Source organism: Bacillus smithii, from assembly GCF_001050115.1.
GTDB lineage: Bacteria > Bacillota > Bacilli > Bacillales > DSM-4216 > Bacillus_O > Bacillus_O smithii.
Map to the genome: position 1 here is coordinate 2,582,279 of NZ_CP012024.1, position 14,600 is coordinate 2,596,878.

At 42.0% G+C, this 14,600-nt stretch carries 12 protein-coding genes and 1 other annotated feature; of the genes, 5 read left to right on the forward strand and 7 right to left on the reverse strand.

The annotated features are described in order from the left end of the window. Positions 1-445 precede the first annotated feature (445 nt). The 3 genes from chrB to BSM4216_RS12090 all read left to right on the forward strand — a co-directional run bounded on the left by chrB (position 446) and on the right by BSM4216_RS12090 (position 4,338). Complete coding sequence (gene chrB / locus BSM4216_RS12080) at positions 446-1,042, forward strand: chromate efflux transporter ChrB (protein WP_082142329.1); 597 nt, start codon at positions 446-448, stop codon at positions 1,040-1,042. After that, positions 1,039-1,581 carry a chromate efflux transporter ChrA gene (chrA, locus tag BSM4216_RS12085; RefSeq protein ID WP_003355715.1) on the forward strand — a complete coding sequence of 181 codons (543 nt, stop codon included), beginning with the start codon at positions 1,039-1,041 and terminating at the stop codon, positions 1,579-1,581. The genes chrB and chrA overlap by 4 nt, the downstream gene beginning before the upstream one ends. A 561-nt stretch (positions 1,582-2,142) precedes the next feature. After that, positions 2,143-4,338, forward strand: coding sequence for a methyl-accepting chemotaxis protein (locus tag BSM4216_RS12090; protein WP_048623857.1), 2,196 nt, complete (start codon positions 2,143-2,145; stop codon positions 4,336-4,338). Positions 4,339-5,034: 696 nt separating this feature from the next. Here the strand turns inward: BSM4216_RS12090 and BSM4216_RS12095 are convergent. The 6 genes from BSM4216_RS12095 to BSM4216_RS12125 all read right to left on the reverse strand — a co-directional run bounded on the left by BSM4216_RS12095 (position 5,035) and on the right by BSM4216_RS12125 (position 11,570). Beyond that, positions 5,035-6,462: an NAD-dependent succinate-semialdehyde dehydrogenase gene (locus BSM4216_RS12095; RefSeq protein WP_048623858.1), complete on the reverse strand. Its 1,428-nt coding sequence runs from the start codon at positions 6,460-6,462 to the stop codon at positions 5,035-5,037. Positions 6,463-6,994: 532 nt separating this feature from the next. Continuing rightward, positions 6,995-7,309, reverse strand: a complete 315-nt coding sequence (locus BSM4216_RS12105) for a rhodanese-like domain-containing protein (RefSeq protein WP_048623860.1) — start codon at positions 7,307-7,309, stop codon at positions 6,995-6,997. 157 nt (positions 7,310-7,466) lie between these two features. Next, positions 7,467-9,878 (reverse strand): leucine--tRNA ligase, encoded by a 2,412-nt coding sequence (leuS, locus tag BSM4216_RS12110; protein ID WP_003355719.1) that lies wholly within the window; start codon positions 9,876-9,878, stop codon positions 7,467-7,469. A gap of 78 nt (positions 9,879-9,956) precedes the next feature. Then, positions 9,957-10,174: a binding site (T-box leader), on the reverse strand. 282 nt (positions 10,175-10,456) lie between these two features. Beyond that, complete coding sequence (locus tag BSM4216_RS12115; RefSeq protein ID WP_048623861.1) at positions 10,457-10,873, reverse strand: hypothetical protein; 417 nt, start codon at positions 10,871-10,873, stop codon at positions 10,457-10,459. Between the two features lie 263 nt (positions 10,874-11,136). Continuing rightward, complete coding sequence (locus BSM4216_RS12120; protein WP_003353826.1) at positions 11,137-11,289, reverse strand: hypothetical protein; 153 nt, start codon at positions 11,287-11,289, stop codon at positions 11,137-11,139. Between the two features lie 11 nt (positions 11,290-11,300). Next, positions 11,301-11,570 carry a YtzC family protein gene (locus BSM4216_RS12125; protein WP_003353827.1) on the reverse strand — a complete coding sequence of 90 codons (270 nt, stop codon included), beginning with the start codon at positions 11,568-11,570 and terminating at the stop codon, positions 11,301-11,303. Positions 11,571-11,811: 241 nt separating this feature from the next. Here BSM4216_RS12125 and mnmL point away from each other — a divergent pair, with 241 nt between their 5' ends. Both mnmL and mnmM read left to right on the forward strand, forming a co-directional pair. Continuing rightward, entirely contained in the window at positions 11,812-12,774 is a 963-nt protein-coding gene (gene mnmL / locus BSM4216_RS12130; RefSeq protein ID WP_048623862.1) for a tRNA modification radical SAM protein MnmL/YtqA, read from the forward strand. A gap of 19 nt (positions 12,775-12,793) precedes the next feature. Next, complete coding sequence (gene mnmM / locus BSM4216_RS12135; protein ID WP_048623863.1) at positions 12,794-13,393, forward strand: tRNA 5-(aminomethyl)-2-thiouridylate-methyltransferase MnmM; 600 nt, start codon at positions 12,794-12,796, stop codon at positions 13,391-13,393. Positions 13,394-13,448: 55 nt separating this feature from the next. Here mnmM and BSM4216_RS12140 read toward each other — a convergent pair whose 3' ends face one another. Continuing rightward, complete coding sequence (locus BSM4216_RS12140) at positions 13,449-14,453, reverse strand: LLM class flavin-dependent oxidoreductase (protein WP_048623864.1); 1,005 nt, start codon at positions 14,451-14,453, stop codon at positions 13,449-13,451. Positions 14,454-14,600: the final 147 nt, after the last annotated feature.

A 14,600-nucleotide genomic window follows, 5' to 3' on the forward strand; every position in this document is an offset into this window, starting at 1 on the left:
AATCGCATTCTAGATTTTTGCAAGGAAAAAGCATACAATTTGGAGGACGGCAGCTCCTTCCCGACCACGGCTCATCAACGGTTTTTTGAAGTGATTGAGGTACGTCCGGAAACGTCCGTCGATCTTTCCTTGGAAAAATCCCCCCACACTCCCGTTCGATGAATGGAGTGCTAAGTGAGAGGTCTTGACATGGGCCTAAAGGGAGCCAGGGAATGTTTATCATTTTGCTGTTTTAACGGCCGTTTATCTTTGAAAACGGGCAAAGCAGTTTTAAAGTCAAACATAATGAAATTTTGTTTTAAGAGATTAGGATCATTTAATTTTCATCCTATAATCATATATTCCATGATAGAGACGGAAATCAGAATATTTACGACTTGTTGCCTTGGTCTCGGATAAACGTATAAACGAAGAAGAGACAGCAGTAAAAGGAGGAGAAAGGGTATTGAACAACTCTTGGAAGCTCTATTGGCAGTTATCCATAGCGATGATTCGGACCGGAATTCTCGGTTACGGAGGAGGTCCATCCGTTATCCCTCTGATTCGATACGAGGCCGTCACAAGATATCGATGGATGGAAGATGATGAATTCGGAGAAACGTTAGCGATCGCAAACGCTTTGCCGGGACCGATTGCCACGAAAATGGCCGCCTACATTGGCTATAAACTAAAAGGAAACGTCGGAGCGGTTCTCGCCGTCATAACCCATATACTTCCTAGTTGCATTGCCATGATTGCTTTATTGTCTGTCGTCTCCGTGCTAAGCACTTCAAAAGTAGTGGCCGGGATGATCGCGGGAGTAGCGCCTGTGGTCGCTGTCATGCTCGGGGTCATGGCTTATGAATTTGCGAAAAAAACGATCGATGGATTAGGAAAAGTGATGGGCATCTCTATGTTTCTTTTAGCCTTTCTGCTTTTAGAAACGGTCCATATTCATCCAGCTATCGTGATCATTCTCTTTTTAGCCTATGGAAGCATCCATTTTCGGACGGCTGCCAAATGGAAAAAAGAACATAAAAACAAGGAGAGCGAAAAAGCATGACTGTTTGGATTCAACTGATGATCGGATTTTTTTTGGCAAACGCCCTTGGATATGGCGGCGGCCCTTCGTCTATTCCTTTAATGTATGAAGAAATCGTGTCCCATTACCATTGGTTAAATAATCAAGAGTTTTCCAATATGCTTGCCCTTGGAAATGCCCTTCCCGGCCCTATTGCCACCAAAATTGCCGCCTTTGTAGGGTTTGATGCAGGCGGATGGGTAGGCATGCTCGTCGCTTTAGGAGCAACTGTCATACCATCTGCTGCGGCGCTCATCTTTTTGTTAAGAGTACTTGAAAAACACCGGCATTCACTCGTCGTCAAAGGAATGACTCTCTTAGTGCAGCCGGTCATTGCCATTATGATGGTAGTCCTTACTTGGCAAATGGGAAAAAGCTCGATCTCTTCCATCGGAATTTGGCATTCTCTCGGCATTGCAGCCGTTTCCTTTTGGGCGATGGAAAAACTCAAACTCCACCCTGCTCTCGTCATCGTAGCTGCCTTCGCTTATGGCGGCATTGTCCTTCAACATAGTATGTAAAAGATGAGAAACAAAATCGTTTCCCATCTTCCCGCCAACGTTTTCTTCTATTTTTGGATTTCCTCAAATACGCAGTGCCCATTTTCATTTTTTGTGGGCTCTGCAAAGTTCTTTTATGATGTCGATCATACTTAATGATCCTCATGCCTTAAATATTCGAAAGAAAAATGATGAAAGGTTCATTGTTTCTTTAAAAAACTGATTCGTTGCGTTGAAAAGAAAGATTGAAAAGCGATTTTACGATGGCATCATACCGCTTCCTTTCTTTGCCACGCTAATACTACTTGTCATCGGCTTCTTGATAAAAACTTTCACTATGCCCCCTTTTTCAGTCATCCGTTAAACACACTTGACAGTCTGAATTTCGTTGAAAAATCGGAATTTCTTCGGAAATATAATAATTTTAACCAATCTGGAATAATGGATGAAATTCCAAAAAAGATTTGAAAATAACGATTAATCAGAATATAATATTAACATAATATGTTAGATATTCTAACATAATTTTCGGTTAATCCATTGTGCTTCTTTTACAGCCGTTTTTTGAAGGGGGTAGAAAAATTGGGGTTATTTGAGGGTTTGGGAGTTCGAGAAGGATTTCCACTGTGGTGGTCCTATCAATTAAATCGAAAAAGCACGGGAACCATTGAAGAAATTTTTGAAGACATCGCCAAAACGAGAGTCGAATTATTAACAGAATGGGCCAATGAACAGTGGAGTTTTTTAGAAAACATGACTGCTGAGTTTGAACGCATTTTGCCTTCTGAGATTGATCTGTATTTGAAAAAAATGTTGACAAAAAGCCGGTATTTTACAGAACTTTTTCTGTTGGATACAGAAAACAGAGTGACTAGTACGACTTTTCCTAACCATAAGAATGATTTCAATCATCACTCTTTCCAAAAAGGGATCGACTATGTCCTTCAAACGAAGGAACGTCTTTTATACGGTCCGTATTTGGATCCCACGACTCTGGAGATAGGGCCAAGGACATCCCAATTTCACGATGAAGTGACGTTATTATTCTTGCAGCCCGTCATATTGCAAGAGGATCTGCATTCCATCTTGGCAGGACGCGTTCCCAATGATGTAGTCGGAGACCTCATTCAGCGGGAGGCTGGTCACGTTTATCCTGATTCCGGTGACAATTATATTTTTTTAGTAAAATCCTATTTTGATCCGTCGCTTCCCCAAGGAATTGCTTTATCACGCAGCCGTTTCGAAGACCGTACCTTTACTTTCGGCGAAAATTTAAAAGACGGGGTCCATACGAAAGACGGAGGATTGGTTAAAATCAAAAACCATACAGAATTTGAAATTCGTTTTACCGATCCGGCCACAAAAGAATTACATCCCGGTGTTCAAAATACGATTCGAAAAGGGGAAAATCTTTTTGTTCATTTCCCCGGATATCCTGACTACCGTCATATCCCCGTCATAGGGAAGGGTGTGACGTTTCAGCTGCCGGGATCTCTGGATGTGTGGGGAATGATGTGTGAGGCTGATTTAGAAGAGGTGTACCGTACCCGCTCCATTAGCTGGCGATTAGGCATACGTTTTGCTTTTTACATTTTCATCGGCGTTCTTCTCAACCAATGTATATCATTTTTCGGATTTTCGCCTTCCTGGTATGATTTGCTCCTCAATGGATTATACGGCATTTTAGCCACTTATTTGTTTTATAAAAGAGGGTTGGTGCCTATTGCTTCTCGATTAAAGCAATTAACCAATATGATGCGAAAAATTGCGGAAGGCGGCGGAGACTTAACTACCCGCTTAGATACAAGGCTTCTGATCAATGATGAAATTGGATCATTGGGACGTTGGGTCAACAATATGATAGACAGTCAGGATGAATTGATAGGAAAAGTGAAATTCGCCGCATTGGACGTGGAACAAACCAATCAATTTCTGCGGGAAAAAACCGTTCTGGTTGAAAACGATTCTTTTTCGGTGATCAAGCAAATGGACGGAATGTTCGCGGCCATTCAACAGCAATTAAATGAGGTTCATGAAGCCAGAGGACAGGTGGAACAAATTCATCAAACTTTACAAGGACTGGAGCGATTATCCCAAGAACAATTGATACAAGCTCAAACCCAAGTGCAAGGCATTGATCAAAAAATGAATGATATCGTGGAAAAAGTACATAATGCCTTGAATTTAACAGATCGCTTTATGGAACTGTCCAATAATATTGGACGTATTGTCGAAACGATCAATCACATTGCCAAGCAGACCAATCTGTTGGCTCTCAACGCAGGGATTGAATCCGTAAGAGCTGGAGAATACGGTCGAGGTTTTACCGTAGTGGCCAATGAAATTCGTAAGCTGGCAGACCAAACGACCGTTGCGACAGAAGAAATCAGCAAAACTTTAGAAAAAATTAAAGAAAGTTCTGTTCTCGTTCAAAATGCGATTCAAGACAGCAGCCAAGAAGTCAAAAAAGGAGCAGACTTTATTCACAATGTACAGGAAGTGTTGGAATCCATGTCACAAGCTGCCGCTTCCCATGAAGCCACAGAACAAATGAAGCAGATTATCAATAACATTGCCGTCATTAATGAGCGAAATGCCCATACCGTCGAAAGCGTTGACGAATCGACCAAAAAAATGGTGAACTTAATCCAAGATGCACGATTCGCTTCTGAACAAAGTTCACTAGTCGTGTCTACCCTCAGAAGTTTAGTCGACAAATTCAACTTAACAGCAGAACAAACTGTCAAAAACAACGGAATCGATCATTCTCCTTCATGAACGAAATCGAGTAGGAGGGAGCGATTAACTCCCGTCCTCTCACACCACCGTACGTACGGTTCCGTATACGGCGGTTCAATTAAGATAATTGACGCAAGTCTTTATAACTTCCGTGAATAGCTGTTCTCTTTATGCCAGTGGTCACTCCACCCTCCAAGAGGTCTCCCACGGGATTCACCGCTTCCTCCCTCAAGTGAGGTACTACGTTTTCTGTGTTCATCATGACTCACTGAATACCAAGGGCTATTCTCTCTTAATTGTTCGGTCCTTCTTAGTTGTTCTAGACCAACTAATACTATGACCTCTGCTGACTTCTGACGGTTCAGCTACTTATCACTAAGTAGGTTATGAAGAGTACTTCACATATCCGCCAGACCTCCCCGGGTAAGTACATGCACTTTCACACCATCTATCCGCCTCATTTACTCGATATGACCTTCGACAGAAAGAGCTTTGTTTTGTTATGCAAACTCACTCAATCATACCTAGCCTTATATGAGGTTCGTGTTCCTCGGACCGGTGTTTTGCCTCCAGCTTCCTTCAGATTCCGCGTCACCACGGACACCCTTGCTCTTGGCTAACCTCTACTTCTGTCTTCGGGGTTCGGGACTTACACCCTATAGTTCATGTACATGCCGGGCGCACATAAAAAAGCCTTCCACTTTGCGATGGAAGGCTTTTTTATGATTGCGAAAATCAGAAAGCAATCGATACAAATTTGGTTTCCAAAAATTCTTCCATACCGTGGTGGCCGCCTTCACGTCCGAGACCGCTTTGCTTAAAGCCGCCAAAAGGAGCTTGGGCAACAGACGGAAGACCGTCATTTAAGCCAACGATGCCATACTCAAGTTGTTCCGTTATTTGAATGGCTTTGCTGATGTTTTCTGTAAAGACGTAAGCTGCTAAGCCGTAAGGAGTGTCATTTGCTCTTTGGATGACTTCCTCAATATTTTGGAACGTGGTGATAGGAGCGAGCGGACCAAATGTTTCTTCATTCATACAAAGCATTTCATCCGTGACATTTGTGATCACTGTCGGTTCAAAGAAGAATCCTTTGTACTGATCCGCTTTTTTGCCGCCGATCACCACTTTCCCGCCTTTTTCCACCGCATCTTCAATATGTCTTTCTACTTTTTTCACAGCGTTTTCATCAATCAGCGGGCCAATTTCGACTCCTTGATCCAATCCATTGCCCATTTTTAATTGTTGAACGGCCTCTGCCATTTTTTGAGTAAAAGATTCCACAATCTTTTCATGAACATAAATTCGGTTGGCACATACGCACGTTTGTCCGGCATTTCTAAATTTGGAGGCAATAGCTCCCGCAACCGCCTTCTCGATATTCGCGTCGTCCAATACAATAAAAGGAGCTTGACCTCCTAATTCAAGCGATACTTTTTTCACCGTATCAGCCGCACCACGCATCAAAATCTTTCCAACTTCCGTCGAACCCGTGAAAGTGATTTTTCTAACCCGCTCATCCGCCAGCCATGTTTCGCCAATTTCTTGCGGATTTCCTGTAATAATATTCAGAACGCCTTTCGGTATGCCTGCTTTTTCGGCTAATTCTGCTAATTTAAACGCTGTAAGAGGCGTCTGCTCAGCAGGCTTAACGACAACTGTACAGCCTGCCGCCAATGCCGGAGCCACTTTTCTTGTAATCATAGCAGCCGGAAAATTCCAAGGCGTGATGACTGCCACAACCCCAACCGGCTGTTTTAGCACTAAAATTCGTTTATTTTCGTGAGAAGCTGGAATCGTCTCCCCGTAAATACGTTTTCCTTCTTCCGCATACCAAGAAATGAAACTGTTTGCATAATCTACTTCCCCGATGGCTTCTTTTAACGGCTTCCCTTGTTCTCTAGTCATGATCTCGCCAATTTCTTCTTTATGTTCATCAATTAATTGATGCCATTTATACAACAAAGCGCTTCTTTCGCCTGCTGTTTTTTTGGACCATGACAAAAAAGCATTATATGCGGCGTCCACCGCTTTCTTCGCTTCCTCTTTCCCGCCATTTGGCACGGCCGCAATCACTTCTCCATTTGCCGGGTTGATCACATCAAATGTAGGCAATTCCGTTCCGGTCCATTCACCGTCGATAAACATGGGTGCAACCTTCATCCTTGATTCCTCCTATCCCTATCATTCCGATTTTTGCAAGCGGCTTCAAATTAGTCGCATCGAAATCATGACATCCATCATATCAGGTAATCCATGTATTCCATATTCATTTCTTTTAGATTTTTTCGAAAATTAAAAGAAAAATATTTTCATTCATAAACAACCATTGTGTCAAGCAAAACAAAGTTCCTTCATTCATCGGTCCCTGTCTTAACAGTCTTGATGAACGTTTTACAGAAGATATTCCTGCTGTATCTTAGAGGAGGTATGGTTTCAAAAGAAAATTCACCGTAAACATGTAAAAACAAAAATCTTTATAACTGCCGAATTTCTTTACCACCTCCTTTAATCTTCTCTTTTTATCATAACACTGTAAGTTTCCATTTGGTGATTTTTTGTACTGAGAGGCGGTATAAAACAGATTCAATCTGCTGCTTCCTGTGAACGGAAATCCGATTGCTTTCATTATAACGTAGAGGCTGCCGACTTTATCGACAGCCAAAACATCTGAAACATTCATATTGTGATCTTACTATTTTTTTGGTTGAACTTTTCCTGTCCATTCCAACATGCCGCCAATCATATTGCGGACTTTGTATCCTTGCTCTTGCAAGTAATGGCAAACATTTTCGCTGCGACGTCCGGAGCGGCATATAAAAATATATTCCTTTTGTTTGTCCAGCTGATCAAGAGAATTTGGAATTTCTCCCATTGGGATGTGTTTGGCTTCGGATATCATTCCTTCTTGTACTTCTTCTTCTTCACGAACGTCAATTAAATTGAGTTTTTCGCCCTTTTCCAGCTTTTCTTTCAATTCCTCCGGTGTAATGATTGGAATTTCTTGCATCCTGCCATCTCCTTCTGAATCAATATAATGATCTGTTGCAATGGTTTAGAGAACGGAGTTTCTGCTCAAAATTTTGGACAGTCGACGTTCTTTTTCGCACTATTCATTTGTCCCCGCCATAATGCCGTGAGTTAAGCGGACGGGGACACAACACCGGTTAATTGGCTACGATATTCACCAATTTACCCGGCACCGTAATCACTTTTCGAATCGTTTTTCCGGACAACTGTTCTTGAATCTTTTCATCGGCGAGAACGAGTTTTTCCATTTCCTCTTTGCTCGCATCCTTGGCGATGGTCCGTTTCGCGCGTACCTTGCCATTGATTTGAATGACAATTTCCACTTCGTCATCCACTAGCTTTGATTCATCGTAAGTAGGCCATGGTTCGTACGCAATAGTGTCACTGTGTCCCAATTTTTCCCACAGTTCTTCCGCAATATGAGGGGTGATCGGAGACAACAGTTTTACAAAGCCTTCAGCAAATGGTTTTGGCAAATAGTCGGCTTTATACGCTTCGTTGACAAACACCATTAATTGCGAGATCGCCGTATTAAAATGGAGCTGTTCATAATCCTCCGTCACTTTCTTAACCGTTTGATGATACACTTTTTCAAGCGCATTTCCTTCTTCTTTGATCTTGCTGCTTAGCTGACCGTTTTCATCCACAAACAGTCTCCAAACACGGTCAAGGAAACGACGCGCCCCGTCAAGTCCGGTTGTACTCCATGAAATGGAGGCATCTAAAGGTCCCATAAACATTTCATAAAGACGCAACGTATCAGCGCCATGACTTTCAACGATTTCATCCGGATTGACGACATTCCCGCGCGATTTGCTCATTTTTTCATTATTTTCACCAAGAATCATTCCTTGGTTATATAACTTTTGGAACGGTTCTTTCGTCGGCACTACTCCGATGTCGTATAAGAATTTATGCCAGAAACGAGCATAAAGAAGATGGAGAACTGCGTGCTCCGCTCCGCCGATATAAATGTCAACAGGAAGCCATTCCTTTAATTTTTCAGGATCAGCCAATGCTTTTGGATTATGCGGATCTATATATCTTAAAAAGTACCAGCAGCTTCCGGCCCATTGAGGCATTGTGTTCGTTTCTCTGCGTCCTTTTTTGCCGGTTTTCGGATCCACTACATTAACCCATTCTTCGATATTGGCCAGTGGCGATTCCCCTGTTCCGCTCGGTTTAACTTCTTTTGTTTTTGGAAGCATAAGCGGCAATTCCTCTTCCGGAACCGGAGTCATCGTTCCGTCTTCCCAATGGATGATCGGAATAGGTTCTCCCCAATAACGTTGGCGGCTGAACAGCCAGTCGCGCAGACGGTATGTTACTTTTTTGGATCCGACCCCTTTTTCTTCCAGCCATTCGATCATTTTGGCAATGGCTTCTTCTTTATTTAATCCGTTCAAGAAATCGGAATTGACATGCACACCATCGCCGGTGTAGGCTTCTTTGTTCACATCTCCGCCGGCGACTACTTCTTTAATCGGCAGTCCAAATTTTTTAGCGAACTCGAAGTCCCTTTCGTCGTGGGCAGGAACGGCCATAATCGCTCCTGTTCCGTAGCTCATCAGTACATAATCGGCAATCCAAATCGGCATCTTTTCATTTGTAACAGGGTTGATCGCATAAGCGCCAGTAAATACACCCGTTTTTTCTTTTGCCAAATCGGTACGTTCCAAATCGCTTTTTGATTGAATTTGTTCTAAATAGCGTTCAACCGCTGCTTTTTGTTCCGCTGTCGTAATTTTTTCCACTAACGGATGCTCAGGGGCCAAAACAGTATAAGTGGCTCCAAACAAAGTATCCGGTCTTGTTGTGAAAACAGTGAATGTTTCATCATGGCCATCGACTTGGAAACGAACTTCTGCCCCTTCTGAGCGGCCGATCCAGTTTCTTTGCATCTCTTTAATGCTTTCAGGCCAATCCAATTCTTCCAAATCTTCCAAAAGTCGATCAGCATAAGCTGTAATTTTTAATACCCATTGTTTCATCGGGCGGCGAATAACCGGATAACCACCACGTTCACTTTTGCCATCAATGACTTCTTCGTTGGCCAGAACAGTGCCAAGAGCCGGGCACCAGTTGACCGGAACTTCATCTATGTAAGCAAGACCTTTTTCATACAATTTTAAAAAGATCCATTGCGTCCATTTATAATATTCGGGATCGGTAGTATTAATCTCTCTATCCCAATCGTATGAAAATCCTAATGATTTGATTTGACGTTTAAAATTGGCAATGTTTTTTTCCGTGAATTCCGCAGGATCGTTGCCGGTATCAAGGGCATACTGTTCCGCCGGCAATCCAAATGCATCCCACCCCATCGGATGGAGAACATTATACCCTTGCATCCTCTTCATTCGGGCAAGAATATCGGTTGCTGTATATCCTTCCGGGTGACCGACATGAAGTCCGGCGCCGGATGGGTATGGAAACATGTCTAATGCATAAAATTTTGGCTTGTCCGGATCTTCCGTCGTTCGGAATGTCTTATGTTCTTCCCAGTATTTTTGCCATTTCGATTCGATTTTTTTATGGTCAAAACTCATGTAACTGATCTCCTCCTTTGCTTTCATCGATATTGGTATATCAAAACAGGGAAAATAGAAAAAAACTCCCGTCCCCCAGTTTGGGACGAGAGATGCTTTCGCTCCCGCGGTACCACCCACATTAGTGCACAAGGCACTCAGCTCGATTCCTTAACGTGGAAGGACGGCAAACGCTACTCATCTTTCACGTCTGCAACTCTAAGGCGAGTTCATGGCAGACCCGGTTGACTTGCACCTTCCGTCAACTCTCTAAATCGGGAGTTTATGCCACTACTGCTCCTTATCATCGTTTTTTACCCATCATTTTAGTATAAGATTATTTTAGACAAATTTAAACAAACTTTCAAGTCTGTTTCAAAGAAGGGCATGGAATCAAACAGCTATGTAGCTACATGGTTATTGCTCCAGAACCAATAAAACGAAATGGTTTGATATTTTCCATAAACTAAAGAATTCAGAGAAACTATATCCGGATAAATACAATAATTTCTAACTTATTAACTAGACAGTTACTGGTAAATAACCGGCTATCAGCAGCTACATAACTGTTATACATTTTCGTTTTCTCATGATTTTTATCAATTCGTTCCGTAACAGGAAACGATAACATTCGATGTGTTGACTGCCTTTATCAATACTCGATATTTAGTTGAGGAGCTTTTTGTCTTAGTGGTAATTTTATAAGGTGTATTCCAGTAGGTTAAGTGATAACCATAGCCAGTCGTAAATTTCCAAGATCCGCCATCCAGGTATTGAAGATAAACATATACGTCTCCAGTGGTGTTTTTCACACTCACTTCATGCACGATGTTAGGATAAGAAGTCGTACAAGGACTACTGCCTGCATAAGAACCGGCAGAAAGGGTATTGTTAAAAGTTGTAGTAGCTGCAAATGTTTCAGACACAGAAGCAAATACTAATATAAGCGCAAAAATTGGAACAAGAATGAAAAATAGCCATCTCTTCATTACTCCTTGAGACAACTCCAAATTCATTTTTTATCTTCTCCCTTCATTAATAATGGTTAAAACCAACAGTACACACTCTTAAGTTAGAATGCTTTTATTTTATTCTGAATTTTCAGTCTATAAAACAAACCAATTTCCCAATAATGAAGTACGAAAATCTTAAGCCTAACTTTACTGCGACTAATGTCTCAATCATCCAAAAGCCATCATCTCATTTGTCTAATAAACAACAGAAGCAGTCCCAAAAAAGGACTTAAACTCTGTCCTTTTTGAGACTGCTTCCAATAAACTTACGATTTTGATTTCACAGGTTGGCTGTTGCGGGCATTCTGTTTTTTTGTTTTTTCGATTGTGCTGTATTCATTCGCTATTTCATAATGCTCCGGATTCGTTCCATTTTTGGTTTTTTGCTCGGGATTTTGTCGTTTGGATCTTTTTTTCACATCAGTTCCCCCTAACGATCGTGGTTAAGCAAAATCATTTTGTTTTGCATATCTTGTATCTGCAGCCTTTTACGGTAAAGCTGTTCCCTTTGTTGCGGATTGGCACTGTTATAAAGCTGCAGCCATTCATTGTAAAGATTCTCCAGTTCTTGCATGGCTTCACGATATTCGACATCATGATAATGCCCCTGCAAAGCCCCTTCCTGATATTGCTCTTGGGCTTTTAAAATTACATTTTCGCAAGTCTGAAGAAAATGATCGATGGAGTCTCTCGTAGCCATGATTTTGCCTCCTTGACAAATTGAAGCGATTTTAGCCGCCTCTTAAATAGTTTTTTCCACATTTCATCCTTTATAGTTGGTAAAGTTCGGTTGACATGTTTTTTAAAAAATCGTGATTTTTCAATCTTCTCAGCCAACTGCATTCCCTTTTAAAAATGGAATCTTTATTTACTTTTACGTGACATTATTGTTCTATTGGAATGTATTCGCTCTTCATGATAAAATTTGAACGTTAGGAGGAATGCAAATGGAAAACCCTTTTCCATACAGCAACAATGACAAACGTTATCACACCTGGAATTATCACTTACGTCAGGTGTTTGGCCATAAAGTATTTAAAGTTGCTTTAGACGGCGGTTTTGATTGTCCAAATCGGGACGGCACCGTCGCATACGGCGGCTGTACATTTTGCAGTGCGGCTGGTTCCGGAGATTTTGCAGGCGACCGCGCCGACGATTTGGAAACACAGTTTCATAAAATAAAGGCAAAAATGCATCAGAAATGGAAAGATGCAAAATACATGGCTTATTTTCAAGCGTTTACCAACACTCACGCACCCGTAGAAGTATTAAGGAAAAAATATGAAACGGTCTTAAAACAAGAAGGAGTAGTAGGATTGTCGATTGCCACACGTCCGGACTGCCTTCCCGACGATGTAGTGGACTATTTGGCAGAGTTGAATGAAAGAACTTACTTATGGGTCGAGCTAGGATTGCAAACCGTCCATGAAAAAACCGCTCAATTGATTAATCGTGCGCATGATTTTGACTGTTATGTAGAAGGAGTAGAAAAGCTTCGCCGACACGGCATCAGAGTTTGTTCCCACATTATTAATGGTTTGCCGTTGGAAACATATGACATGATGATGGAAACCGCTGAAGCTGTCGCCAAATTGGACGTTCAAGGGATTAAAATCCATCTTCTTCATTTGTTAAAAGGAACACCGATGGTCAAACAATATGAAAAGGGAATGTTGAAATTTCTATCCTTTGATGAATACGTTCAACTAGTGTGCGATCAATTAGAAATTCTGCCCCCTGAAATGATCATTCACCGTATTACCGGCGACGGTCCGATCGATTTGATGGTCGGTCCGATGTGGAGCGTCAATAAATGGGAAGTTTTAAACGCCATTGACGATGAACTGAAGCGCCGAAACAGCTGGCAAGGAAAATTTTTCAAAAAAGCCAAAGTCCATTCATGATGAACAGCAGGTGAAATCAATGATATTAGAAGGAATTTTGCCTTATGCGCGGACGCTTTTGGAAAAAGCAGTGACGCCAGGAGATGCTGTCGTAGATGCCACCATGGGCAACGGGCATGATACGGTATTCCTTGCCAATTTAGTAGGGGAAAAGGGGACAGTATTTGCTTTTGATGTCCAAACAGAAGCGTTGAAAAAAACAAAAGAACGTTTGGAGCAGCATCAACTGACTGATCGAGTCGTCCTCTATCATAGAGGACATGAAGAACTAATCCGAACAATTCCCGAAAAGTTTCACGGAAAAATTACCGCGGCGATTTTCAATCTCGGATATTTACCCGGAAGCGACAAATCGATCGTCACCAAACCGGAAACGACTAAAGAAGCGGTCGAACAATTGCTCGAAATCATGGCTCCTGGAGGCGTCATTGTGTTGGTTGTCTATCACGGCCATGAAGAAGGAAAAAGAGAAAAAGACGAACTTTGTTCTTTTGTCCGCAGCATTGATCAATCCATCGCTCATGTGCTGCTTTACCAATTTATCAATCAAATTAACGATCCGCCGTTTATTATTGCCTTGGAAAAAAGGAATGACATCTTCGGCGAGATTGAAAGATAAAAAAGGCAACTGGCTGATAAACCAGTTGCTTTTTCTTTTTCATTCAGATTGGCTTTTACTTAAGCACTTCTTCCGCAATCAGTTCATAAGAGCGCAAACGGTCTTCAAAGCTGTAAGTGATGGACACCAACACAATTTCTTCCGTTTCATATAATTCACTTAAGCGCAAGAGTTGATCGTGGACCTGTTTCGGATCACCGATAATCATCCGTTTTCGATTCTCCTGAACGATCTTTCGTTCCAATGAATCGTACGAATATTGAGCGGCTTTTTCCGGGCTTATAGTCCCGTTAAGTGTCGTTCCCCGTTCCAGCATAAGTAAAGTTAAGTCTAAACTTGAAGCAATTCGTTCCGCCTCTTCTTCTGTTTCTCCGCAAATGGCAAAAACCGCTACCATATTTTTAGGCTCGCTTAAATACTTGGACGGTCGGAACTGACGGCGATACTCTTTTGTAAACTCCGGACCTCCCTCCCCATTGATAAACTGGGCAAATGTATAGGGCAGTCCTTTTTGAGCAGCCAGTTCTGCGCTGGAAAGGCTGGAACCAAGCATCCAAACTTCAGGAACAGTCTGTGTAACAGGAGAAGCTTTCAATCCGTAATACGGATGACTTTCATCCAGCGCATCGTATAGATAGGTGAGCAGTTCATCAATTTGTTCGGAATAACGGTCAACTTTGCGGTACTGGCCGTTGTTTAACGCCAGCGTGGCTCTCGGCATTCCACCGGGGGCACGTCCTATTCCTAAATCGATTCGTTTCGGATTCAGCGCTTCTAAAACACGAAAATTTTCCGCCACTTTAAACGGACTGTAATGAGTGAGCATTACCCCGCCGGAACCTAGCCGGATTTTTTTCGTTTTGGCTGCCAGATAGGATATCAACACTTCCGGTGAAGATCCTGCTAAAGTGGTTGAATCATGGTGTTCAGAAACCCAAAAACGCTCATATCCCAATTTTTCTACATGCTGAGCCAATTTCACTGTTTTGGAGAGTGCTTCTTCCGCCGTCATTCCTTCTGAAATGGGCGACTGATCTAAAACACTTAATTTTAAAGCCACTTCTTTACATCCCCTTATTGAAAACTTTGGTTTGATTGTTTCATTATTCACTATGAGCGGCTAAATGTCTAATAAATTGCTCTTCCTTAACGTCACCAATACTTTCGGAAACATTCCATGAATGAACGAACGGATGAAAAACGGCTC

Coding starts and splice junctions, on each gene's coding strand:
- leuS (WP_003355719.1), bottom strand. CDS start 9,878: ATGAGTTTTGACCATAAAAAAATCGAATCGAAATGGCAAAAATACTGG.
- BSM4216_RS12115 (WP_048623861.1), bottom strand. CDS start 10,873: ATGAATTTGGAGTTGTCTCAAGGAGTAATGAAGAGATGGCTATTTTTC.
- chrA (WP_003355715.1), top strand. CDS start 1,039: ATGACTGTTTGGATTCAACTGATGATCGGATTTTTTTTGGCAAACGCC.
- mnmL (WP_048623862.1), top strand. CDS start 11,812: ATGCAAATGGAAAACCCTTTTCCATACAGCAACAATGACAAACGTTAT.
- BSM4216_RS12105 (WP_048623860.1), bottom strand. CDS start 7,309: ATGCAAGAAATTCCAATCATTACACCGGAGGAATTGAAAGAAAAGCTG.
- BSM4216_RS12125 (WP_003353827.1), bottom strand. CDS start 11,570: ATGGCTACGAGAGACTCCATCGATCATTTTCTTCAGACTTGCGAAAAT.
- mnmM (WP_048623863.1), top strand. CDS start 12,794: ATGATATTAGAAGGAATTTTGCCTTATGCGCGGACGCTTTTGGAAAAA.
- BSM4216_RS12095 (WP_048623858.1), bottom strand. CDS start 6,462: ATGAAGGTTGCACCCATGTTTATCGACGGTGAATGGACCGGAACGGAA.